This is a genomic window from Heyndrickxia sp. FSL K6-6286 (assembly GCF_038630395.1).
In the GTDB taxonomy this organism is placed as follows: domain Bacteria; phylum Bacillota; class Bacilli; order Bacillales; family Bacillaceae_C; genus Heyndrickxia; species Heyndrickxia oleronia.
Genome location: NZ_CP152029.1, coordinates 2,864,300 through 2,886,761 on the forward strand (window position 1 = coordinate 2,864,300; position 22,462 = coordinate 2,886,761).

Genomic DNA, 22,462 nt, shown 5'->3' on the forward strand with positions numbered 1-22,462 from the left:
TAAAGATCTTTAATATCTATAATTGATAGTAATTCATTCTTAAAATATAATCAAGCTTTTTACATATTATTCTTTTAAGCCGAAGATGGACTATACCGAAATATTTTTCATCCAATTTATTTATTTGCTTGTGTGATAAGGTAGTGAAAAGCCAAATAAAGTATCTCCCCATCATTATCAAATTGATGTATTAAAATCAGATTTCCATAAATCTAAACTCCACTTATTTTAGTTTACTTTATCCCTTTTCATAGTCATTTAAGCTTCTAACTTTCACTCTTTCTGGATAAAAAATCATTTAACACTCTGTCTAACCACTCATTGACTACATGATTAAAAATTTGTGGTTGATCTATTTGGAGATTGTGACCAGCTGTATCTATGACAGTAAACGTTCCCCGTGAATACTTATCCGTAAGGCTTAAAGCATCCTTATATCCAACCGTAGAATCCTGTCTACCCAATAAAAATAAACTAGGTTTAGTAAAATCAGATTGATCTAGCTTAAAGGAAAAACCATATTGTTTCTTAACCTTATTTAAAAACTCCTCATCACTAATTTTAATCCCGCTTACTATTTCATTGTTGTATCGTAACCAAGTGTACTCATTTAATACGACTTGATTATCTCGAAACTCTGCTTGTTCATCTTTCGATAACTTATTGATAAAGTTATTATCAATTTTATAACTATCATGTACCTCAACTTGTCTATTTTCTGGACTAGGATTAATGACTGGGCATATAAATGCCGCACCAAGTATTCTTTCTGGTTGCTTCTCAATGATTCCCCGTGCAATATAGCCACCGTAAGACTCCCCAACAATTAGATATTCTTGATCAGGGATGACAATATTAATAAACTCTAATACTGCGTTCAACATCTCATCAGAACAACTTATATCATGGTAGTTTCTTGTTAATCCCATACCTGGTAAATCTATATATATACGTCGCCAACCTTCTCTATTTGTAAAGACAGGCTCCATACATCCAGTCATTAATCGATGGTCAGGAGAATAGCCGTGGATCATTAATATTGGTATACCTTGTCCCATCTCTTCATAATAAATTTCAGCTTGATGAACTTTACAATATGCCATTTGTAATCCCCTAACTCTTTAATTAACGTATTTTACAGGTTATTGATAATTAACATTTTAATATATGCACAATTTATTATAGGATGTTTTCGTGAGATAAGAGCCTTATTATAAAACTCAATAAAATATTATTTCTATAAATATACTAATTAATCCTTCTACAATTAGGGGATTGATCCTCTCTTTATTGACATTAGCTTTCAATCCTTAAGTAGAATAAAAAGTGATGTGTTTTTTAAATTATTTTCATTAAATTGAAAAGATTAGAATTTAACCCTCATTTTTTTCATTTGAACAGAATGAAAATTATATATTGACTTGCTTAACTAAATTTGATTTTATCTTTGCTGATTTATACCATTGAAGACAGAAAATATATATTAATATAATATCTACTAAATCTCCTCCATAATACATGATCATCCCTCCTATTTCAGCCTGTGTTGTTGTTACTCCATTAGGTGGATGAGCATATATGTATTTCGACAAGACTCCATGACTAGCCATTGAAAGGATCATAATAATTGCTCGGTACATATAACTTGTTCTATGAGGTATTGGGTCAATATAAATAAATGCAGCTGTATACACATAGCCTGCAATAAAGACATGTAAATGGATGAATAAATAAAGGAGGAGATTTTGATGCATTTGGGAAAAGAGATTTGTTGTATAAAGAAGCCATAGTCCACCCACATTTAGTAAAGAAGCAGTCAGTGGATCACAAATCAGCCTAATCGGAAAACTCTTTAGCACCTTTGTAATATAACGTGCGTGTTTTACTCTAAGTGTTCTTAAAAAAAGGGTCATTGGAGCAGATAGGAGGATTAATAACGGAGCAACCATTCCTAGCAGTAAATGACCAAACATATGAGCAGTAAAATCCTTATGTACACTTTTTGCTAATGGCCCAACAGCTATAGTTGCCATACAAAGTATTCCTAGCGCCCAATAGAATATACGAAGGTAAGACCAGCGTTTATAATGGCGATTGGATACAATACATGCAATAAGATACAAAAAAAACAGCAATATAAAAGGTATTAATAAGAACGGTTCGACAATTGTGATTTTAAAATGTTCCATATGTTCATTATTCATTGGCTGTTTTACCCCTTACTAATATTTCTTTCTTTGTCTTTACTATTAGAATGATTGCTATTAAAAGTAATACTAATGCAATGATGTTCCATAATAGATCGTAAATGATTAAATTTTCCACATAACGAATTTGATGAATTCTCATCAGTTTGTGCTGGATAATTCCATCGTATAACTGAAATCCCCCTCCCCCAAGAAACACACCGCCAATCCACCTCTTTAACCAAAATGCGTTCTTACGCCTTAAATCTGCTAGAAGGAATAGCCCACCTATAGTTGCAAACCAGCTAAATGCATGGAATAAGCCATCTGAAACCAGACCAATACTTAATGTACTTTTGTCATAAAAATGATGCCAATATAATATTTGATGAAAAATCGTTTCATCCAAAAAGCAAACTAAACCAACTCCAAATAAAATACCTGACCATATATTTCGAGTTAAAGATGAAGTACTAGTCATGATCATCCCTCCGTTCTTTCATCATATAAAATCAATTATTTGCAGTTGGAAGGAATTTTATCCAAATTTTGTTACTTTCACTAAATACTTTTAAGAATTCGTTTATCCAAAGATTTTTATCGCATTAATAAGGATATTTTCGATGTATAAAACAAATAGTAACTATGTCAAACAGTTACTATCAAAGGAGGTATACCATTGTATTTTTATAAAGAGGATTTAATTAATATTATTGTTCCTGATAAACCGGACCCTTCTGCAGCAAAGGTTTTGCAAGAAACATTAGGTGGCAGATTTGGTGAAATGAGAACGATGATGCAATTTTTCTTTCAAAGTTCTAACTTTCGCGGAAAACAAAAAGAGTTTCGTGATTTAATTCGGGGAGTCTTCCTTGAAGAAATTAGCCATGTGGAGCTAGTTCAAACGACAATAAATCAATTATTAAATGGTTCAGGTGAAGAAGCAATCGGAGCTGGCGGTTCGGGAGCTCCTTTAGAGGAAGCAATTAAACATGCAAATCCCCATCATTTTATTATGGGTGCACAAAGCTCTCTCCCTGTGGATGCTGCGGGAAATCCCTGGAATGGTAACTATGTATACAGCCACGGAAATTTAATTAGTGATTTATTAGATAATGTAGTTTTAGAATCTACAGGAGTTCTTCAAAAAACGAGAATATATGAAATGAGTTCTAATAAAACTTTTAGAGAAACATTAGCTTTTCTAATTGTTCGCGATAATGCCCACCAAAATGCGTTCGCTAAAGCATTAGAAACCCTTGGTGTTGATTGGGCGAAAATCTTCCCAGTCCCAAATTATGATATCAATAAGTATCCTGAATGTAGAAAATATGTAGAAATGGGATTCCATAATGCACAATTTAATTTTAGATTAGATGAAACATTAATGGGACAAATTTTCCAAGGGGAGTCTCCTAGCAGAAATGACGGCGAGTTAAAAGTAGTTCCACCACCAAAAGGATATCCAGTTCCAATGCTACCAGAAATGCCAAACGAGCACAGTCCTGGTATACAAGACCTAAATAAATAAATTCTTAAGCGTCTTTGATATAAAGGCGCTCTTTAGATTTTAAGATTTGAACAGACATTCAGATGAATACAATATTATATTTTACAATGGCTTATAGAGGTTATTTTTCTTATCATAAAAATTCTTGCCAATCTATACAACAAACATAAAATAATCTTATATTAAAACTAGAAGACAATCTACCTATAACAACGGGTGATACTTTTGGGGTGGATTGGGAAAGAAGATACTCTTCTATGACTTTTATTATATATTGCGGTTAAAAAAGGGCTATTACTTTATTCGAAGCCTTACATTTCCCATCGGATGATATTTTTGTAGTGTTGAGTGTAAATTATTTTTATTTCATTCATCTACACAAGAAATCAATTTTTCACATATACATGTTACCTGAACGAAATTGAACATTTAAATTAATAGAGGCATTGTTCAAAAAAATTATCTATCATATATTCCTCTTCCAATTAAATTGGAAGAAACAGGTACAGCCCCCATTTCTCTAGCCCATATTGATAATTGACCGATATGATGGATTTCATGAGCGATAACATGATGGATCACCTTACCATAGGTAAATTCATCCAATTTATGATTCTCTATATCATTGGACCAGTTTTGAATGTATTCTTCAACCTCAGGTCGACATTTTATAGATAATTCTCTTATAGATTTAAGAGACGGATAATCATTAAAATTATAATGAAACTCAGTTTTTCCTTTTAATCCTCTAATCCATGCCTGCTCAACATCAACAATATGAAATAAATTACGTAAAATACTTCCTCTACCCCCTACTCGCGTGCATTGAAGTTCAATCAACAGAAATTTTTGCACACCAATTAAACCATTCATCTCTTACTTGCCAATTATACTGAAACAACTTCAACATTTTAATGATCACTCCCGGAAAATTTAATATCCATCGTATTTTTATTTTCTTAAGTGTAGAATTAGTAAGATGCAAGAATAATAGCTACGCAATAAATGATCATTTTTTATGAACAGTTCTTGTTTCCCATATTTGTTGTATATGCCCACGAGCATGCCCAGCAACCATTTTTATCATATTTCTTACTTCTTCTTTACTACTACCATTTACTAAAACGCTCCTATTTAGTGCATCTGGAATTTCTTCACAGAGCTCCAGCACATGTTCCCTAAGATATCGAAATAACATAATTGTTTTATTAACTTTTCTTGTACGATAATTCGTTCCTAACTCCCATAAATTAGGATCATATGGGTTTCTAATATAATCACGTCCAGATTCTGCTAATGCAAATTTAATTTTATGTAGTGTTGTGATATCTGAATCAATCAAATGAAATATTGTTAGTCTAATGGACCATTTCCCTTTTGCTCGAACCAAATCAAAGTCTTTTTCATTCAAACCACGAATCGAATCTTCTAACATTTGTATACCATTTCTATATAATTCTAGTATTTCATTATCTGGTAGAAAAAGCTCCTCCCAAAGGGAAAGAATATAACCATCTGGATCTGTTATAAATAGCGTCTGGCCAAATCCTTCTTCAATGATAAGTTCAACCTTTAGCTGGTTAATCTTTTTTAAACGAAGATACAAATTCTCTATATCCTTTGTTACTATGTAAAACTTCCCTTTAGGTAAAGGCTCAGAAAATATTTTTTCCAGATATGGAGAACAGTCTAAATCTTTTTTTTCTGTGATAATGGCTATTGGTTCACCATTCGATAAATTTAATCTAGCAATCCGTTTGTTCACATCTTTCCAATCACTATACCATCCAACAACATCAGAATAAAACTTTACTGTCTGGTCTAGATTTTTCACTCTTAATAATAAATTAGGCTTCTGTCTTTCCATAGCTTAAAAGATCTCCCTTCTGCGAATTCTACTCTCAAATTGAACATACCAGCATCAAAACATTCATTTATTATATTTATATTTTTCATTCGAGATATTGAAGACAGAGATTAGATATTATGTATGAAAAACAAATCTTTTAATATGTATTCTTGGTAATTGAGAGAATCCCCTTCTTGTAGATATTATTACGTGGTGACTAGTAATTATGATTTCACAATAAAAATGCATTTTCTCTATGTTCATGATGAGAAAATGCTTCTATACAAAATAAAACTTATTTTTTTAAATAAAAATGCTGTAAATTCCTACCTGCATTATCTTTACTTCAAGAAACACACTATTAAAACCTCATATAATTAAACTAATTGATACATGAGAATATCATCCACATATTCATCCTCTTCATTATTGTACCAATACGAATAATGAATCTAATTGTATCATTTTAACTTGATATTTTTATCCTTCTAAGAAATAGCCTCCATTAGATTGACTATTAGGAAAACTAAATATATTTAACCTCTCCATACGTTATTCTCATAAGAGCTGCATAGGTTAGTGAGGAATCTTCATTAAACGTCTGGGAAAAGAAGAATTCCGCATTAAACTGATCCTCTGCTTCATTAAATGTTAATCCTCGTTTAATCAATCCGTCAATATATGCTTCTTTATCAAGAGGTTTCGCACCTATACCGTCCTCCTTCAATGAAAAAAACAATTTATCTTTCGCTTCTTGTTTCATATCTGGATAAAGTACATTTACTTTGTCACTAATTCTGCATTGAATATTTTCCACACCTAGTTCGGATAAATAGAGTGGTATTTTTGCTCCAATATTCCCATCTTTTCTATCTTGTTTGGCATCATTTTCAAATAACTTTTGCAGTGAGCCTAGCTGAATCATTTGTGATTGATCAAATCCATCAATATAAAACGATGCCATATTGGAAATCCAATGCGGTTCGAAACAGATGATTTTTCCTTTATCAACTAATGAATGAACCATTTTTTGTAACATTCTTTTTGGGTTGGCTATATGTAAAAGAAATGCATGACAAACAGCCAAATCATACTTCTTCTCCAATTCAATATTATTCATATCTGCAACAATAAATTCTGTTTCATATGGCAATGGCTTAAAAAGTTCTCTAGCCTCTTTAATAAGCTGTTCCCCTTTATCAATTCCAGTATATCTTGAACCTTCTGGTAATAAGGGGAGTAGTTTAAGCCCTAAGTATCCAAAACCACAACCAAAATCTATGATATTTACTGGTTCTGTAATCCTCCAAACGGATTTGACTAAAAACTCTAGGTAATCGTCATTATAATATAAATCTCTTGTTCTCTTTAAATATTCTATCTGACTATCCCAATAATACTCCGACATTTATTTCCTCCTATCTTATTTATCAAAGTTAAATGTTTAAAATAACATTTATAATGAATTAATTATGATAACAGGTTTCAAACTCAGTCTTCATCAGTAAACTACGACAGGCCAATCCGTTTTCATGATAAATTTCTTTGCCAATTTTCAATTTTATACTTCGATCTGAATTCAGATACCCGCGCTCTTTATTGACAATAAGTAGAGTATCATCATCTATCCAATTAATCGAAAAATCACTTTTGGCATCACTATAATAAACGGTCTTTATTTTATTTTTCTCCTCTTTAAAAGTGATATTTACCCATATATTTACGCCTCCTGCGGCACCACCATACGTCATGTAATACGCATTGGCTACGTATTTTTCAGATGGAGAAATGACAGGTCCTTTAAAAAATTCCCCTTTCAGATTTTTGAAAGTAAAAAAGTAATTTGAATACAAAATAAGACAAGTAACTACTACTATACTAGATAAAAAAATAGTAAAAAGCCTTTTTGGAAACATTTTCTCTTTTATAAGATTGCCGATGGCTAGAAAACAAAAGGTAATAAAAATAAGAAGAGTAAGGAGAGCCGTTAAAAAGATAAAAAAAGGTAAATAGATATGCATGTAATTTCACCTATTATAGAAAAAACCGATTTGATTATAAGATCTCTTATACAGTTTATTTAATCAATTCGCTAGATGGATATAAAAACCCTTTTCTTAGAGTCAATTCACTAGAAGTTTATTTTCCTGTTAATATCTTTTTCATGACTATAATTGTTTTATAACTCTCCATTATTAATTATCCTGCCAATTGACTATGAGTAAATGTACTACGAAGCAAATGCCTTCATGATCAAATTTTGTAGAAGAAGAAACAACCCCCATGCAATGATTCCTAATAAAATTGCTATTACTAAATGAATTGAATACTTTAATCCAAAATAAATCACCAATAACATTACAGCAGTTGCAGGTAAACCCACTAGTACTCCCCATGCAAATTGACTAACATTGTGATTAGGCGTTCCTTGTAGAGTTAACCAGATAATACTTAAGATGCTAATTAACGGCAAGGCAGCAACGATCCCACCATATACTGGGAAGCGTCTTGCCACTTCTGTTACGACACCAATTATGACTGCTGAAGAAGCAATTTTTAACAATAAATACATTTATTTTGATACCTCACTTAATAATTTAAATCCTTCAATTACCTTTGCTCGTTCAGTAGCCGTTAATTTGCTAAGTGCTATTCGGAGCTTATTATCATCTAACTCTGTATGCTTTTTTACAATGGATGAGCCAATATCTGTTAAATGTAAAAATACTTTTCGTTGATCATTCTCAGACCTTTCTTTATATAACCAGCCATTTCTCACTAACTTCTTTACATGTTCAGAAGCAGTATTGTGTGAAATCATTAATTCAATTGCAATATCACGAATCATCATATTTTTCTTCTTTTGAACCATTTGTAATATACGGATACTTTGATGGGAAATGTTTTCTTCTTGAACAGGGTGTAAATTAAAATATATATCTGTAAAGTAGTTATTTAAATCTTGTATCATATTTTTCTCCTTTTTATATCGTTACTATCGATTATATCGTATAAAACGATATAATTTCAATTTAATTTCGTAATTAAATAATGCCTTTTCCACTTTTATTGATATCCATCATGTCAAAATAAAAAATGCGATACTTTATTAAGTACCGCATTCGGTATAGTTTAGATTGTATTTTAATACACATATTTGTTTTCTAGTATTTATATTTCGATTTATGCCAACTTTTCCCTTTCAGTTACTAAATTAAATTATCATTAACCCGTACAAATCATGATGATATTCCCATCTGGATCACAAATGTTAAAATAGGCAAAATCATCAAAACTAACAATCTCCGATTGTATTTGATACCCAAGTTTCTGAACAAAATCATAGGACTGATGGATGTCATCTGTATGAAAATTAAACAACGGGTTTTCAGAAGGAAGTATTTCCTTTATGACATCAGATGGTCCCGCATCTAATGTTAGCCCAGTATGATGATTCAGCTTAATATTGTAAACGGGTCTAGAAACCTCCGCTAAATTAAATTTTTGATTGAGTAATTGGCAGTACCAGGTGACGGACCTTTCTAAATTACTAACATGTACAAAAATGGTATTAACTTCATTTTTTATCGGGCTATTCATTATCAACACTACTCCTTCGAATTGAATTATTTCATATTCTCAAAAATATCATTTGATATATTTAAAGGAATCAATCATTTCAGCAATTTCCTGTTCAGAAAATTTCCCTTTTCTTTCCTTATCATATTGAGTAATATCTATTAGATAGGTCATTTTCGTCTCACGATCTTTCCATATGATATGTTGATTAAAATCATAATCAATATACTCTGCAAAACTTCCATCTTTTATATGAATCTTTTTAATATCTGTTGGTTCTCCATAGACTGTCTCAACATTCATAGGCTGCGCTAAAATGGATAGTTTAATTTCATCTCCTAAAAAAATCTGCTCAAAGTTTACTTCCTTATATGGCAGTCTTGTCATATCTCTCGATGCTTTTTCTTCATCATTTAGTGTTGTTTTTGTTACACTTTTTCCTCCTCTATAAACTATATCGTGCAATTCCGCTTCCGCTTTATGCACTTTAAATGGAAGTTTTGATGGCGTTTTTAACAATTCCACTAATTTTGGAGGAGCTTTTTTTATAATCTTATCAATACTATTCACGCTACTTGATTTTGCCATGTTATCACTAATTGCTGCTTCTTTTTCAACTGTTCTATTGTTTGAATAGGTATATAATCCTACTGCAATTAACAGTATCACCCCAATAATTATCAAACTCTTCTTATACATCATGTTTCTCCCTTCAAGTTTTGAGTTTTAATAATGATTTGAACAAAATAGAGAAACGATGTTAGCAGTTACTTATCAATTTATTAGCAGATTCTTACGAATAGATGAAATTAATAATCAACACTAATAAAATAATAATGAAAATACCACTAAACAAAAAATAGGCTAAATATCTAATTCCTTTTGGAAACTTACTAATGTCAAATCTATTTCTTTTTATCACACCTCCACCTTCGATCTTCTGTAAATTTTCTACCGGTGAATATAAATCTTCTTCGTTCCAGCCTGTATTTGCTTGGTCAGTTGATTGTGTTTCATGAATATCCTTAATCTTATACACACCCTTTTTTTTGGACTGTAAAAGTATTTCCATAATTATGGTTCTTGAATTGATCCTTAGAGACTTTCATTCTTAATCCCTAGCTTGATTGATATGTTCAGGCTTTCTTAAAATACACCTGTTTTATTAATAGCTAATAATGTTTCTTTCACTTCGTTTTCAAAAGCTTCTACATGATCCCCAAGAAAACGTTTTGAACCGAAAGATGTCGAATAATGGTTTCCAAGTATTGCATCTATCGTCCAAGTAATTTCAAATGGTGGTAAATGTTCTATTTCAAGTTTGAATTTTGAATTAGCAAGTATTTCTTCATGACTAATGGAAGGATGCGAATAAATCGTTTTTCCAGCCCTTCTTTCTTTGCCGTACCATTTTTCTATAACTTGATTTAATTGTTCCTGCCATCGTGTCGGTTTTTTATTAGGTTCATAATGGTCTATGATGGCAACGCCTCCATTGTCAGTAACTAGTTCATACAATTCGTCTAGAACTTGAACACGATCCATCCAATGAAAGGCCTTTGCTATGATTACGAGATTGAATTTTTCATTAGTTTCAGTCTTATATTTTTCTAAATTACCTTCATACCAATGGATATTATTTACTCTCATTTCATTTTGCAGACGTTTTGCTTCTACTAGCATTTCTCGTTCTAAATCAATTCCAACAATTTTCCTGCACCAATCAGAAAACCTCATCGTGAGCTGTCCAGTACCACAGCCTAAATCAAGTAACTGCTGCTCCCCGTTCAATGAAAATTTTCTAATCAAATATCTAATTAAAGAAGGTGGATACATAGGTCGATATTTTGAATAGTACTGTGCTGCCCCTTTAAATAATTCCTTGCCATATTGGTTCAAATTTTTCTCTCCTCCAAGATTACGCTTTCAAATTATAACGATCTCAATGAAGATCATTTTGGAAAGCAGAACTCTCAAACTCACTCGCTAATGCCTCCATATAGATAATATCCCATGTCCGACCACGCAAGAAATGTGCCTGTCTTCTACGACCACATTTTATAAACCCAGCTTTTTCATATGCTCTTATCGCATTTTTATTAAACTCAAATACTTTTAAAAAAATATTATGTAAACCTAATGTTTGGAATGAATAATCGAGAACCAGTTTTGCTACCTCTGTTCCATATCCTTTCCCTCTGCTATCTTTTTCACCGATAACTATATTGAATTCTGCAGTGCGATTTTTATAATTTATATCTGATAAAAAAGTATTACCTATCGGTTGTAAAGTATGTTTCTCGTAAATAGTAAAAAATAGAAAATTTTTATTTTGGGATATTTGTTTAAATGCGGCTATTTCTTCTTCTAAAATAACGGGTCCAGTGGATGCAAGAGTTTTTGTCGTTTAAAAATCGTTATTCCATCGATTATATAAAGGGACTAAATCACTTCTTAATGGTCCAAGTGATACTAATTTACCTGAAAAATTTATATTTATTTCTTTACTTTTTGTATTTTCCAATTAATTAACAACTCCTTTCTTTTCATTGATTCGACTCAAAGATTCATTTCACCTCTATTTCATTTATAGAATCATCCATGAATATAAAACAAACATTAGATCAGTACTGAATAAGTTTTATTCCTTTACAATGTTTATTAAGAAAAGTAAAGGATACTTTTCATTAAATATGACAAATGATACACTAGATAAGAAATTTAAATAAAAGAATCTGTAAAGGAAAGTATTTATGCCCACAGAAAAAAAAGATCCCCGTGCTGTACGTACACAACGTTTATTGAAGCAAGCTTTTATTGAATTAATGGAAGAGAAGAAATTTGACCAAATTACTGTGCAAGATATCTCAGATCGTGCAACGGTAAAACGTGTTACCTTCTATCTTCATTATAAAGATAAATCTGATTTAATGTATCAATGTATTGATGAAACATTAAATGAACTGCATGATAAGGTAAATGAAAAAGTATCATTTATAGGTAACTTTGATTTTCTAGATGAACAACCACATCCCAGCTTTGTTCAATTATTCCATCAAGTTAGTGAAAATTATCCTTTTTATAATGCGCTACTAGTAAAAAACCGAATCCCATATTTAACTTCTAGGTTATTGGAAATTATTCATGAATTTGTATCAGAAGGGATTAATCAAATTGAACCTAATGATGAGAATCTCACAGCGAATCGAAGCCTGATTATTAAATATGTAGAATCTGCTTTTTTAGAGGTTATTATTTGGTGGATAGAGAGTGGGATGCATTTGTCTGAAAGTGAAATTGCCTTCCAACTAATGAATCTTTCTATTAAAGGTCCATATATTCATAATCCGATGAAGAATCAATCGTAATCTGGATAAAATTAATTGGTTTAAAAAGTCGGTTATTTCCTGAATCTTGTATTTTAGATTGTTTTCAGCTGATCATGAGCACTTATTCATGCTTTAAGCTACATTATTCATTTTTAAAATCAATGCAAAATAAAAGGGTCAGACCCCACGATACCATCTTAAAGTAAGGCAGTATTTCGTGTGATCTCAGACCCCTTAAAGATATTCACAATTATATTCAGAATACTTATATTGCTGTCCAACCACCATCAATAACTAATTCAGCACCGGTCATGAATCTTGATTCTTCAGATGCAAGGAATAATACTCCATAAGCTACATCTTCTGGTTGTCCAAAATAAGGAAGCTGTGTGAATGTTTTATAAAATGGTAATGCATCTTTAAACGATTCTGCCGTCATTGGTGTTTCAATGATTCCAGGGTGAACGGAATTTACTCGTATTTTATCTTTTCCATATTCCACTGCTGCGGATTTTGTTAAAGAACGTAAAGCACCTTTTGCCGCAGTATATGGACTAGAACCTGCCATTCCAACAATTCCACCAATTGAAGAAATATTAATTAAAGAACCTCCGCCTGCTTTTTGCATTTCTGGAATGACATATTTCATCCCAATTACACAGCCGTTTAAGTTAATATCCATGACTTTATTCCATTCATCCATTTCCATTTGTGCCATTGTTTTTGGACTAGCAATCCCTGCATTATTAACTAATATATCCACTTTTCCATAATGATCGATAGTTGTTTGAATAACCGTTTTCCACTCTTCTTCTGAAATAACATTATGTTTTAGACCGATAGCATCCCCGCCATTTGCCTTAATTTCATTTACTACTTCCTGTAGAACATCATCCTTTATATCAGTGGCAACTACTTTTGCTCCTTCCTTTGCAAAGAGCTTAGCTTCAGCTGCTCCCATTCCTAATGCGGCCCCCGTAATAATTGCGACTTTTCCTGATAAACGTCCCACTATTATCATCCTTTCCATTTAATCATGATATAAAACTTCTAAAGTTGAAAACTCAATACCTAGGATAATGCCATTATACATATTTATATCTTTTTTGTGAAGTTATTTACATCATGTAAATAAAGTTCAACATTTAAAAATTACATTTCACTCTTATGTTTGAAAATAAAAAAAATCTATTTTGCTATGAGAGTATGCAAAAAATAGATTTTTTTTCTTTCGGTATAAAATTTTTTATATAGGTATAACCATATTTACGGTTTCTCATCAATAACCAATAAACAACTTGGTCCATTGACTAATGACGGAATAATTATTATAAACTAATTGTTCCTTGTACCTTATTATTCAACTTTTTCATTATGGTGTATTAAATCCAACCATTTAATTAATACCAGTTCATCTCGAATAGGAATCCCATTATCCGCTACAAGAGGGATCTCAGGTTTCATTTTTCTTGCTAAATCTACAGCATCAACTAACAGTTCAGCTAATTGATAGCCTCTTTTTTGATAAAACGCAAGTGCGTGTACATTATCATTAGTGGTAACCAATTTAATTTTACTAACATTATTTTTCTTTGCTATATTTTCTACCTCTTGTATTAATTTAGAACCTATCCCTTTATTTTCAACTAAACTATCTAGTGATATTATTTCACATTCACACTGATCCATTATGTAAGTGATTAAACCGATAATTCTATTATTCTCATCTAATACGGCAAATCCATCTAATTCATCACATTGAAAGATTCCACTTGATATAACCATTTGCGGGCTACCCCAATTTTCAGAAAAAAATTCAGTGATCATCTCTTTAGCTAGTTTACGAATTTGAACTACAATCATTTATACTCCCTCATTCATCTGATATGTTTATAGATGTAATTTTTTATTAAAGTCAAATAGTCTTTCAATTTTACCTCTTTTATTAAATATGATCCATTAGTATGCCATCAAATTTATTTCTTTGATCCATTATTTTTTCTAATAATACTTGAGTTGATTGATTAATCCCTTGATTTATTATTAAAGCTAACATACCTCTAATAAACCAAAGATTTAGGTTCTCCCTAAGAATGGACCAATCAAAATCATTATAATGTTTTAAATAACCATTTCTGAATTCATTTAAATTAGTAATGATTTGATAGTCCTCATCATTCATTTTCAAAGTTGAAGAAAGAATAGCAGCAATATCAAAATGATTATTACCCTTTCTCACCTCGCCAAAATTTATTAAATATATTTTATTTTTATTGATTAATAGATTCCAGATTCCTAAATCGCTTTGGATATCATAATTACTTTTATGCTTATAGTTGAAACACTCATTTATTAATTCAACTAATTGCTTCTTTATTTTTAATTCTATAGATTGAATGGGATGTTCAACTTCCTTCCATAAATGATTCAATAAAAATCGATCTTCTTGCTCATAAATCCCTTTAATATCTACCGCTTCAGAGTGGAAAATTGCGATTATTTCACCTAGTATAGGAAAATTTATTTCTTCGATTTTTATCGGTTAATGTTCAATATATCTCTGTAAATTATAAATTCCACTCTTTTTTATAACAAATGGATGATTATTTTTTGATAATAAAATCTCAGAAGTAATTTGATACTTTAATAATTTCTTAGAAATAAAATATTCCGTAATTGCTTGTTTCTTATCTTTAATTTTTCTTAAAATATACTTATCTTGTGAATTGTTAATCAGTTTTGCATTGGATGTATTACCTTGGTTCATGTTAGAAACCCTCAGAATCTTCCCAATAGAATATTCATTTAAAATGGCCAAATCTTCTCTACCCATCTCTTCCTCCACAACTTAATCTAGAATATTGTAATATTTTCTGTCACTAATATAGTAATTATTTTTCAAAGTAGTAACTATCGCTACTATTATCATTTTCATTGACTTTATTCTATTTTAGAAGGGATATTTGCCAAAATATCGAATACCAATTGTAATCTACAAAAGGAGTGTTTGATAATGAAGAAAACTGCATTACTAATTATAGATGTACAAAATGCCATGTTCGACGATTCTAATCCCATATACGATGGAGAACAACTTCTCAATAATATTCAATACCTACTAAATCAAGCACGGTCTTCTAGCATTCCAATCTTTTATGTTCAGCATAATGATGAGGAATTCATAACCGGAACTCCTCCATGGGAAATTCATCCGTCTATTGCGCCCAAAAAGGGTGAAATAATCATACAAAAGCAAACACCTGATTCATTTCACCATACTGAGCTTCATAAAATGCTTCAAGCTCAACAGATCGGTGACCTTGTTATTGCTGGAAATCAAACAGAGTATTGTGTAGATACAACATGTCGTCATGCAGTTAGTCTCGGATATAATGTTACACTTGTAAGGGATGCTCATCGAACATGGGATTCAAATACGCTAAGTGCCAAGCAAATTATTGATCATCACAATGAAGTGTTGGGAAATGCTTTTGTCTCGCTTAGAGCAACAAAAGAAATTCAATTTAACAATAATTAAAATATAAAGATTAACCCCCGCTACATATAGATGGGGTTAGCTTTCACGAGGACTGGAACTTCGCTTCCCTACTAAAGTAAGCAATGTATCAAAATTAATAAGAATGGTTCCTAGTATAATGGTTAGCGCACCAAGTCCAGTTATCCACGAAAAATATTCCGAATAAAGGATGACTCCGAGTATAACAGCAATTAGTGGAGATATATATAGCCATGTAGAAGGAAAAATAGAATTCGTTTTAGAAACCAACCAATAATATAGACTATGTCCAGCAATTGAACCAAAAATAATTAAATACACTAAAGAAATGATTGAAGATGATGTGATTTGATTATTATCAATGTTTTCTGTAAAAAGCGATAAGATAAATAGTAAGATTCCTCCATGCATCATCTGTGTTGCGTTTAAAGCAATCGGTGATGCATGTTTATATTTCTGAACGACGTGCTTTGTATAAATGGTTCCAAGTGCATAAAACATTGCACTCACAAGTATCATACAACAACCAATGAACCACATTGAACTTATTTTAATAACAAAATTAGGCAGGAGTAGGATCATTACTCCGATAATTCCAACCAAACATCCTATAAACACCTTCAAATTTTCTTTTTTCTTAAAAAAAATGGACTGAAATAATATGATCAATATTGGACTTGTTGCCGACAAAACTGCTGCAATCCCTGAAGTTACAAACTGTTCTGCCCAATATAATGGAGCAAACGTACCAAAGGTTAATCCGACACTCGTGATAAACATCTCCTTTTGCAAAAACAACCTCATCTTCGCTTTTCCTTTCATCACCATGAAGAGAAATAGAAGTAGTCCAGCAATAAAAAAGCGAACTCCTGCAGAAAAAAATGGGGACATCCCTTCATCAATCCCTATTTTTATTGCTAAAAATGTGGTACCAAAAATTAAGCACATGAACATGTAATTAACTAATATCATAATACCCCTCCCTGTTTCTATCTTAAACGGGAAGCAATAGAACAGATTGAAGTAAATAGAACAGATGAAGCTCATTCATGATAAAATCAAAGTAGGGGGGATTTAATTGGTAAAAGGGGTTCGAAATGGTGAATTTCTCTTTGAGCAAATATATCAATACGTTCTACGTAAAATTGAACAAAAAGAATGGAACGAACATCAAAAGCTTCCATCGATCAGACAATTGGCAAAAGAAATGAATGTCCATCGATTAACTGTGCATAAAGCTTATCAATTATTAAAAAAAAATGAAGTGATTTACGTAAAAGATAAAATAGGATATTATGTCCAATCAAATGGAACAAAGCAAACCGAAAACTTAGAAAATCCAATTGTTTCTTCTTATGTGCAAAAAAATCATTTAAGTGAAATTCATCAAGTTCCAGTAACTTATAATTTTTCTCAAGCATTAATCGATCCAAATCTTCTTCCAAACCATTTCTTATCGGATTATGTAAAGAAGGTATTTGATCTTTACCCTAAGGTTCTTTCATCCTATTTCTACTGTGCAAGGGGATTTAGAACTAAGAGCATCATTGACAAAGTACTTTATTAACCAATACAAAAAACATATTGATGCAACTGAGCTGTTAATAACCTCTGGTTCACAACAAGCTATTCATATAATCGCGGAAGCCTTTGTCAAAGCAAAAGATACTATATTATTAGAAAGACCTAGCTATAGCCCTGCCATTGATATTTTTATAGAGAAAGGGGCAAAAATTATTAGTGTCGATATCCATTCCAATGGATATGACTTAGATCAAGTAGAATATTTAATGAAACATTATAAACCACGATTATTTTATTTAAATCCGACTTTTCATAATCCTACTGGCTATACTGTACCAAATAGCCAACGTAAACAGTTAGTTGAATTAGCTGAGAAATATCGTTGTTTATTAGTAGAGGATGACGTTTATCATGATATTTATTTTGTAGGAAAACCACCGCCTCCCATTTACACATACGATACAATTGGAACTGTCATATATGTACGGAGCTTTTGTAAATATATATCTCCTGGTTTAAGAATTGCAGCTATTATTTGTCATTCTTCCCTTTTGCAATCACTCATGATTGTAAAATCATTAACTGATAATGGCTCACCCCTTCTTAACCAAAAAATATTTTTGCATTATTTTTCTTCAAAGCGGATGCAGCAGCATTTAGAGAAATTACGCATCGCCATCTCTATCCGAAAAGAAATCATGGAAGAAGAACTAAGCGTAACAAATTGGCAATGGACTAGTCCAAATGGCGGCTTAAATTTGTGGGTACAACTACCTCAGCATATTTCTATTGAAAAGTTATTAACCAAATGTTTCGAGCACTCTATCTCTTTTGTACCCGGACAAATTTGTGATCCGCTCAAACAACAAACCTCGTGGATACGGTTAAGTTATTCCTATATTAATGAGCATCAGCTACGGGATGGATTAAAATCTTTTGTAGAAGTCGTAAAATCACTTGAAGAAAAATAATGATTTCATAAAAATATCCCTTTTTTCATTAATATAAGTATCATTTATACAACAAACCTGCTTCGAATGGTCAATCCATATTTATACTAAAGGGTATCAACTTTTTTAAATATTGGCTATTCAGCTAACTCTTCAGAAATTTTAATTGCTAGCTTATTTTTTTATAGAATGCTACAAAGTTTAACATGTTAGGTATTAGCAAGTTTATTGCGATCTTCAGATAGTGGTGGTTCTTCCAGCCACCCATTTTCTATCATGATATTTGCACCTTCTTCTGCATATTTTGCAATTTCCGCCGATAATCTTACAAAATCAAGTGATATATCCCTTCTCATACTCGTTGCAGCACTTGTTCCATAAAATCCGATACTTAAACCAATTAAGGTTGTCGTCATAAACATCATCAATTTATCAGAAAATGGAGAGATTTTTGAATCGGTGACTTCTGAATCCCATGTCATTGGGATTGGTAAATGATTTTCACCTAAAACAGTACCTAATATTTCAACATGTTTCGCTGAGATCTCTCTTCCCCTAACCATAAATTTCCCTACTTTTTTAGAATGCGCAACTTGACTGAATCCCATCATGGTTGATTTCCCCAATGCATTTCTTTGTTGATTGGTAAAAAGATTAGTTATTTCAATTACTGTTAAGGGCTTTTATCCCCAAACCAGCCTGCCATAAACTTTTTATTATTTACAAAATCAACTTCTTTTTTAGGATTCAAATATGGTGATCGAATAAATAGGCCCTTTGACAAAAGTACATTTTTTGTCAATGTATCAAACTGATCAAGCTCCTGAACACAATTTGAAAAATATTCGTTGATATCCGAACGTACCGATAATGTCTTAGATAGCGAATAGAAATTAAAAGCAATAATCCCCATATTGTAACTAAAATACAGCATAAAACTGTCTGAAAATAATCTTGGTGCATCTACATTAACATCCTCTGCTACTTTGAACCCATATGGTATTGGAAAGCTCTCACTTTTAAAAATTGAGATTAACTTTTTTTGATGACTATTCGCAGTTTCCAGCCCCAAACTTATGATCTCCTTTATTTCACTATCCTCTACTGTTGCGAGAAATGATGTGAAAATGCATTTACACATACTACTATTCATATATGCAGACCATAATTGTGCAATTTCTGTAGCAGTTAATTTTGTATTGTGTTTAAAAGCCATCAAGCTTTAACCTCCTAATTATCATTCCTTATATTATTATTTGATTTTTAATATTGTTATATTCGTTGCTTTCATTAAAGAAATCAAACCACTAGGACTAAAATTAAAATTGGATAATTTCTTACTTTGATATGTGAATGATCATTATTTCGAAAAATAACACTCAAGCTGTGAACTCGTAAATAGAGGGTCTAGCTTGAAGAGAACGTATGAATACCGTGAAGGGGAAAAATTGCGGGGGCACGGTAACTAATAAGAGGGTTTAATTACCCTGATGATGAATATTACAACTGTATGGTAACCAATGGGAGTGTTTGTTTACCGTACAGAAGAATATTGCGTCTGCACGGTATCCAAAAGAGCGTATGAATACCGTGAAGGAAGAAAATACCGATTCATATAGCTGGTCCCCTTTGAGTTCACGAGTGAAAGAGCTGAAAACTCCATAATACCGCTCTGAATCCTTATGGGGTGTAAAACAAGCAGATGGGCTTTGACAAACAACAAACTTTACGAAAACAGCCAACATAAATAATCATACTTTAGTCATTAATATATAGTTTATGATCTCCTTTAATGAGTATTTATATGGATTTATCTCATAAACAATTGGTCCTGAAAATTTTTGGTTAGCTAAATATCCATTTAATCCGGCTGATAGGTTGATTCCTTCACCTGGAAGTAAGTGAAGGTCAGATCTCCCATCATTATCAGACAGATGAACTGCACCTAAATAGCTCCCTAATTGTTTAATAGTTGTTTCCAAATCATTTCCCATTACAGCCAAGTGGCCAATATCTAAACAGGCTTTCATATTTGCAAATCGGATTAATTCTATCCATTCATCAACATTTGAAGCAAAATGATGGCAATAATTTAATGAATCAGGAATTAAATTCTCCAATAATAATTCAATACCATATTGTTCCGCTTCCTCGCTTAGTATGAGTAATCGTTCGCGTACTCTGATTAAAGTTTCGTCACGTTCTTCTGATGACCATGCATATCCTCCATGAATGGTCGCATGCTTCCCACCATAATGAGAAAGAGTAGCTAACCATTCTACTAATATTTGATGGGTCCTCTCAAACAGAATTTTATCAGGTGTAGCTAAATTCATATCATGAAAAGGCAAGTGTAACCCTATTTTTAAACCAGATTTCTTGGCTAGGTTTAAATACTCTTTCGAACAAGAGTGCTCTGCCCATATTTCAATTCCATCAAAGCCAGTTTGTTTAATATCAGTAAAATCACTTATATTCCCATTTTGACCAATGGACCAAAGACTAAGCCATTTTTCCATGCTCGTCACCTATCTTTTCATTTGGTGTTGATATAGCTTCATTGTTTAGTTCTTCTAATTTTTTCCCTTTAGTTTCTGGTGCTAATAGGACTGAAATAATTAAACCAACTAAACCTGCGACTGCAAAAAGCCATAAGGCTTTACTATTTCCCCAAGCAACAACTAATTGTGGAAAGACTAATATTCCTAAAATTGAACCAATACGACTAACTGCAGTAGCTAGCCCTGAAGCACTCGCTCGAATACTTGTCGGAAATAACTCTGTCGGATAAACAAAGTTAAGAATCCCTCCACCCATATTCGCAAAAAGAACCGCAAGACTGAATAAAATAACTAAAAATACCATTGTTGGATGTGGATTAAGAGCTAAAATGATTAATGCGATTGATAGCCCTGAAAAAGATGTAATAATTAAAGGTCTTCTCCCCATCCTCTCTACAACATTCATTCCAATAATTGCTCCTAACAGACCTAACACACTAACCGTTCCAGACCCAATATATGCCATCATTTGCGAACCATTAGTAAATGGTTTTAAAATAGTAGGTGTATACATAGAAATGCCATAATACGCTACAGCATAACAGAACCAAAATCCACAAACAAAGAAAGTGCGGCGAAATAATGATTTAGAAAAAACATCACTTAATTTTTGCTTTTTGTTTGTATTCGGTTTAATAACAACCTTTTTACCAGTAATTTTCAGCATAATTTCCTCTGCTTCTTTTTCTCGTCCTCTAGAAGCAAGCCATCTTGGAGACTCTGGGAGTGTTACCCTAAAGTAGAAAACAATAAGCGCAAACACAGCGCCGACTAAAAGCATATATCGCCATGCACTTGGACCTAAAGGTGCTAATAATATTCCGCAAATATAGGCAACTACCGCTCCCACAAACCACATTGCTCCTAGTGATGTACTATGCTTCCCTCGACTTTTCGTTGAGCTAAACTCGGAAACGAGCGTAGCGGATATAGGATAATCCGCACCAATGCCAATCCCAAGTAAGAATCGGAATAATATAAGTTGCCAAGGTGCTTGAGCGAATGCAGTTAAAGCAGCAAACACTACAAAGGCTAACAAATCAATAACATACATGGCTTTCCGGCCAAATTTGTCCGTTAAATTACCCAGCCATAATGCTCCGATAAATGAACCGATAACAGCAGATGAAGTAATCAACCCCTGCAATCCTGGCCCTATATCCCATTGATTTAAAATTAGTGGCATTGCTACAGCAATTACCGTTAAATCAAAACCATCAAGAAATGTTCCCGCTGCAGACAAAAGCGTTATTTTCCTTTGAAAGCGCTTTAACTTCGGTGAATCTAATCCCTCAAAACTCATCTCAATCTCCCCTTCCTTATTTGACTGAAAATAAATGAAAGAATAACAAAAGCCATAGTCAAAAAAACATAAATTTCATGTTTTTAATGACTATGGCTTCTCTTTTATCTCCGGCCATTTATCAAACAGTTTTAAAAATTATGATATTTTATTT

The 22,462-nt window shown here is 32.1% G+C and carries 24 protein-coding genes and 2 pseudogenes; 4 read left to right on the forward strand and 22 right to left on the reverse strand.

The genetic code is table 11. From position 1 onward, the window contains the following. Nucleotides 1–266: 266 nt before the first annotated feature. The 3 genes from MHI39_RS14500 to MHI39_RS14510 form a co-directional block, all read right to left on the reverse strand. Complete coding sequence (locus tag MHI39_RS14500; RefSeq protein WP_342539513.1) at nucleotides 267–1,103, reverse strand: alpha/beta hydrolase; 837 nt, start codon at nucleotides 1,101–1,103, stop codon at nucleotides 267–269. A gap of 306 nt (nucleotides 1,104–1,409) precedes the next feature. After that, nucleotides 1,410–2,204, reverse strand: coding sequence for a cytochrome c oxidase assembly protein (locus tag MHI39_RS14505; protein WP_251346175.1), 795 nt, complete (start codon nucleotides 2,202–2,204; stop codon nucleotides 1,410–1,412). Then, nucleotides 2,197–2,673, reverse strand: coding sequence for a DUF2243 domain-containing protein (locus tag MHI39_RS14510; RefSeq protein WP_078111214.1), 477 nt, complete (start codon nucleotides 2,671–2,673; stop codon nucleotides 2,197–2,199). Before MHI39_RS14510 ends, MHI39_RS14505 begins: the two co-directional genes overlap by 8 nt. 192 nt (nucleotides 2,674–2,865) lie before the next feature. Here MHI39_RS14510 and MHI39_RS14515 point away from each other — a divergent pair, with 192 nt between their 5' ends. Next, nucleotides 2,866–3,717 carry a manganese catalase family protein gene (locus MHI39_RS14515; protein WP_058003973.1) on the forward strand — a complete coding sequence of 284 codons (852 nt, stop codon included), beginning with the start codon at nucleotides 2,866–2,868 and terminating at the stop codon, nucleotides 3,715–3,717. A gap of 438 nt (nucleotides 3,718–4,155) precedes the next feature. Here MHI39_RS14515 and MHI39_RS14520 read toward each other — a convergent pair. From MHI39_RS14520 to MHI39_RS14565, 10 genes and pseudogenes are all read right to left on the reverse strand, one after another. Then, nucleotides 4,156–4,606 (reverse strand): annotated as a pseudogene (locus tag MHI39_RS14520) (DinB family protein). A gap of 99 nt (nucleotides 4,607–4,705) precedes the next feature. Further along, entirely contained in the window at nucleotides 4,706–5,563 is an 858-nt protein-coding gene (locus MHI39_RS14525; protein WP_342539518.1) for a DinB family protein, read from the reverse strand. A 508-nt stretch (nucleotides 5,564–6,071) separates the two neighbouring features. Further along, nucleotides 6,072–6,953, reverse strand: a complete 882-nt coding sequence (locus tag MHI39_RS14530; RefSeq protein ID WP_342539520.1) for a methyltransferase domain-containing protein — start codon at nucleotides 6,951–6,953, stop codon at nucleotides 6,072–6,074. 58 nt (nucleotides 6,954–7,011) lie between these two features. Continuing rightward, entirely contained in the window at nucleotides 7,012–7,566 is a 555-nt protein-coding gene (locus MHI39_RS14535; protein ID WP_342539522.1) for a DUF5412 family protein, read from the reverse strand. A 209-nt stretch (nucleotides 7,567–7,775) separates the two neighbouring features. Next, entirely contained in the window at nucleotides 7,776–8,117 is a 342-nt protein-coding gene (locus MHI39_RS14540) for a DUF3147 family protein (protein WP_078111048.1), read from the reverse strand. Next, on the reverse strand, nucleotides 8,118–8,516 hold the full coding sequence (locus MHI39_RS14545; protein ID WP_212941419.1) for a MarR family transcriptional regulator: 399 nt from the start codon (nucleotides 8,514–8,516) through the stop codon (nucleotides 8,118–8,120). It lies immediately after the preceding gene. Nucleotides 8,517–8,770: 254 nt separating this feature from the next. Beyond that, nucleotides 8,771–9,145, reverse strand: coding sequence for a VOC family protein (locus MHI39_RS14550; protein ID WP_212941422.1), 375 nt, complete (start codon nucleotides 9,143–9,145; stop codon nucleotides 8,771–8,773). A gap of 48 nt (nucleotides 9,146–9,193) precedes the next feature. Beyond that, nucleotides 9,194–9,823, reverse strand: a complete 630-nt coding sequence (locus tag MHI39_RS14555; protein WP_342539524.1) for a hypothetical protein — start codon at nucleotides 9,821–9,823, stop codon at nucleotides 9,194–9,196. Nucleotides 9,824–9,917: 94 nt separating this feature from the next. Beyond that, entirely contained in the window at nucleotides 9,918–10,196 is a 279-nt protein-coding gene (locus MHI39_RS14560; protein WP_342539526.1) for a hypothetical protein, read from the reverse strand. A gap of 74 nt (nucleotides 10,197–10,270) precedes the next feature. Next, a complete protein-coding gene (locus MHI39_RS14565) occupies nucleotides 10,271–11,023 on the reverse strand; it encodes a class I SAM-dependent methyltransferase (protein WP_342539528.1) in 753 nt (250 codons plus the stop codon). 854 nt (nucleotides 11,024–11,877) lie between these two features. On the opposite strand from MHI39_RS14565, the gene MHI39_RS14570 reads away from it, so the two are divergent. Then, the gene (locus MHI39_RS14570; protein ID WP_342539529.1) at nucleotides 11,878–12,492 is read left to right on the forward strand and encodes a TetR-like C-terminal domain-containing protein; all 615 of its coding nucleotides are present in this window, start codon (nucleotides 11,878–11,880) and stop codon (nucleotides 12,490–12,492) included. Nucleotides 12,493–12,718: 226 nt separating this feature from the next. Here MHI39_RS14570 and MHI39_RS14575 read toward each other — a convergent pair whose 3' ends face one another. The 4 genes from MHI39_RS14575 to MHI39_RS14590 all read right to left on the reverse strand — a co-directional run bounded on the left by MHI39_RS14575 (nucleotide 12,719) and on the right by MHI39_RS14590 (nucleotide 15,286). After that, on the reverse strand, nucleotides 12,719–13,465 hold the full coding sequence (locus MHI39_RS14575; protein ID WP_342539531.1) for a glucose 1-dehydrogenase: 747 nt from the start codon (nucleotides 13,463–13,465) through the stop codon (nucleotides 12,719–12,721). Between the two features lie 344 nt (nucleotides 13,466–13,809). Further along, a complete protein-coding gene (locus MHI39_RS14580; protein ID WP_342539533.1) occupies nucleotides 13,810–14,316 on the reverse strand; it encodes a GNAT family N-acetyltransferase in 507 nt (168 codons plus the stop codon). Nucleotides 14,317–14,398: 82 nt separating this feature from the next. After that, a complete protein-coding gene (locus MHI39_RS14585) occupies nucleotides 14,399–14,884 on the reverse strand; it encodes a hypothetical protein (protein ID WP_342539535.1) in 486 nt (161 codons plus the stop codon). Nucleotides 14,885–14,995: 111 nt separating this feature from the next. Beyond that, nucleotides 14,996–15,286, reverse strand: a complete 291-nt coding sequence (locus MHI39_RS14590; RefSeq protein ID WP_342539536.1) for a hypothetical protein — start codon at nucleotides 15,284–15,286, stop codon at nucleotides 14,996–14,998. Between the two features lie 180 nt (nucleotides 15,287–15,466). On the opposite strand from MHI39_RS14590, the gene MHI39_RS14595 reads away from it, so the two are divergent. Next, nucleotides 15,467–15,991, forward strand: coding sequence for a cysteine hydrolase family protein (locus MHI39_RS14595; protein WP_058003957.1), 525 nt, complete (start codon nucleotides 15,467–15,469; stop codon nucleotides 15,989–15,991). Nucleotides 15,992–16,027: 36 nt separating this feature from the next. Here the strand turns inward: MHI39_RS14595 and MHI39_RS14600 are convergent, their stop codons facing one another. Further along, nucleotides 16,028–16,942 carry an EamA family transporter gene (locus MHI39_RS14600; RefSeq protein WP_259545633.1) on the reverse strand — a complete coding sequence of 305 codons (915 nt, stop codon included), beginning with the start codon at nucleotides 16,940–16,942 and terminating at the stop codon, nucleotides 16,028–16,030. A 106-nt stretch (nucleotides 16,943–17,048) separates the two neighbouring features. On the opposite strand from MHI39_RS14600, the pseudogene MHI39_RS14605 reads away from it, so the two are divergent. Then, a pseudogene (locus tag MHI39_RS14605) lies at nucleotides 17,049–18,465 on the forward strand (PLP-dependent aminotransferase family protein). A gap of 188 nt (nucleotides 18,466–18,653) precedes the next feature. On the opposite strand, the gene MHI39_RS14610 reads toward MHI39_RS14605, so the two are convergent. From MHI39_RS14610 to MHI39_RS14625, 4 genes are all read right to left on the reverse strand, one after another. After that, nucleotides 18,654–19,070, reverse strand: coding sequence for a DUF3231 family protein (locus tag MHI39_RS14610; RefSeq protein ID WP_342539537.1), 417 nt, complete (start codon nucleotides 19,068–19,070; stop codon nucleotides 18,654–18,656). A gap of 47 nt (nucleotides 19,071–19,117) precedes the next feature. After that, nucleotides 19,118–19,660, reverse strand: a complete 543-nt coding sequence (locus MHI39_RS14615; protein ID WP_342539538.1) for a DUF3231 family protein — start codon at nucleotides 19,658–19,660, stop codon at nucleotides 19,118–19,120. Between the two features lie 535 nt (nucleotides 19,661–20,195). Then, a complete protein-coding gene (locus MHI39_RS14620) occupies nucleotides 20,196–20,963 on the reverse strand; it encodes a sugar phosphate isomerase/epimerase family protein (RefSeq protein ID WP_216383605.1) in 768 nt (255 codons plus the stop codon). Continuing rightward, complete coding sequence (locus MHI39_RS14625) at nucleotides 20,947–22,308, reverse strand: MFS transporter (RefSeq protein WP_071975731.1); 1,362 nt, start codon at nucleotides 22,306–22,308, stop codon at nucleotides 20,947–20,949. The genes MHI39_RS14620 and MHI39_RS14625 overlap by 17 nt, the downstream gene beginning before the upstream one ends. Between the last annotated feature and the right edge of the window lie 154 nt (nucleotides 22,309–22,462).

Bases quoted from the DNA above. Each gene is read 5' to 3' on its own strand.
- MHI39_RS14560 (WP_342539526.1), bottom strand. From the start codon at position 10,196: ATGGAAATACTTTTACAGTCCAAAAAAAAGGGTGTGTATAAGATTAAG.
- MHI39_RS14540 (WP_078111048.1), bottom strand. From the start codon at position 8,117: ATGTATTTATTGTTAAAAATTGCTTCTTCAGCAGTCATAATTGGTGTC.
- MHI39_RS14510 (WP_078111214.1), bottom strand. From the start codon at position 2,673: ATGATCATGACTAGTACTTCATCTTTAACTCGAAATATATGGTCAGGT.
- MHI39_RS14625 (WP_071975731.1), bottom strand. From the start codon at position 22,308: ATGAGTTTTGAGGGATTAGATTCACCGAAGTTAAAGCGCTTTCAAAGG.
- MHI39_RS14550 (WP_212941422.1), bottom strand. From the start codon at position 9,145: ATGAATAGCCCGATAAAAAATGAAGTTAATACCATTTTTGTACATGTT.
- MHI39_RS14500 (WP_342539513.1), bottom strand. From the start codon at position 1,103: ATGGCATATTGTAAAGTTCATCAAGCTGAAATTTATTATGAAGAGATG.
- MHI39_RS14505 (WP_251346175.1), bottom strand. From the start codon at position 2,204: ATGAATAATGAACATATGGAACATTTTAAAATCACAATTGTCGAACCG.
- MHI39_RS14570 (WP_342539529.1), top strand. From the start codon at position 11,878: ATGCCCACAGAAAAAAAAGATCCCCGTGCTGTACGTACACAACGTTTA.
- MHI39_RS14580 (WP_342539533.1), bottom strand. From the start codon at position 14,316: ATGATTGTAGTTCAAATTCGTAAACTAGCTAAAGAGATGATCACTGAA.
- MHI39_RS14525 (WP_342539518.1), bottom strand. From the start codon at position 5,563: ATGGAAAGACAGAAGCCTAATTTATTATTAAGAGTGAAAAATCTAGAC.
- MHI39_RS14555 (WP_342539524.1), bottom strand. From the start codon at position 9,823: ATGTATAAGAAGAGTTTGATAATTATTGGGGTGATACTGTTAATTGCA.
- MHI39_RS14595 (WP_058003957.1), top strand. From the start codon at position 15,467: ATGAAGAAAACTGCATTACTAATTATAGATGTACAAAATGCCATGTTC.
- MHI39_RS14535 (WP_342539522.1), bottom strand. From the start codon at position 7,566: ATGCATATCTATTTACCTTTTTTTATCTTTTTAACGGCTCTCCTTACT.
- MHI39_RS14620 (WP_216383605.1), bottom strand. From the start codon at position 20,963: ATGGAAAAATGGCTTAGTCTTTGGTCCATTGGTCAAAATGGGAATATA.
- MHI39_RS14600 (WP_259545633.1), bottom strand. From the start codon at position 16,942: ATGATATTAGTTAATTACATGTTCATGTGCTTAATTTTTGGTACCACA.
- MHI39_RS14530 (WP_342539520.1), bottom strand. From the start codon at position 6,953: ATGTCGGAGTATTATTGGGATAGTCAGATAGAATATTTAAAGAGAACA.
- MHI39_RS14615 (WP_342539538.1), bottom strand. From the start codon at position 19,660: ATGGCTTTTAAACACAATACAAAATTAACTGCTACAGAAATTGCACAA.
- MHI39_RS14590 (WP_342539536.1), bottom strand. From the start codon at position 15,286: ATGGGTAGAGAAGATTTGGCCATTTTAAATGAATATTCTATTGGGAAG.
- MHI39_RS14545 (WP_212941419.1), bottom strand. From the start codon at position 8,516: ATGATACAAGATTTAAATAACTACTTTACAGATATATATTTTAATTTA.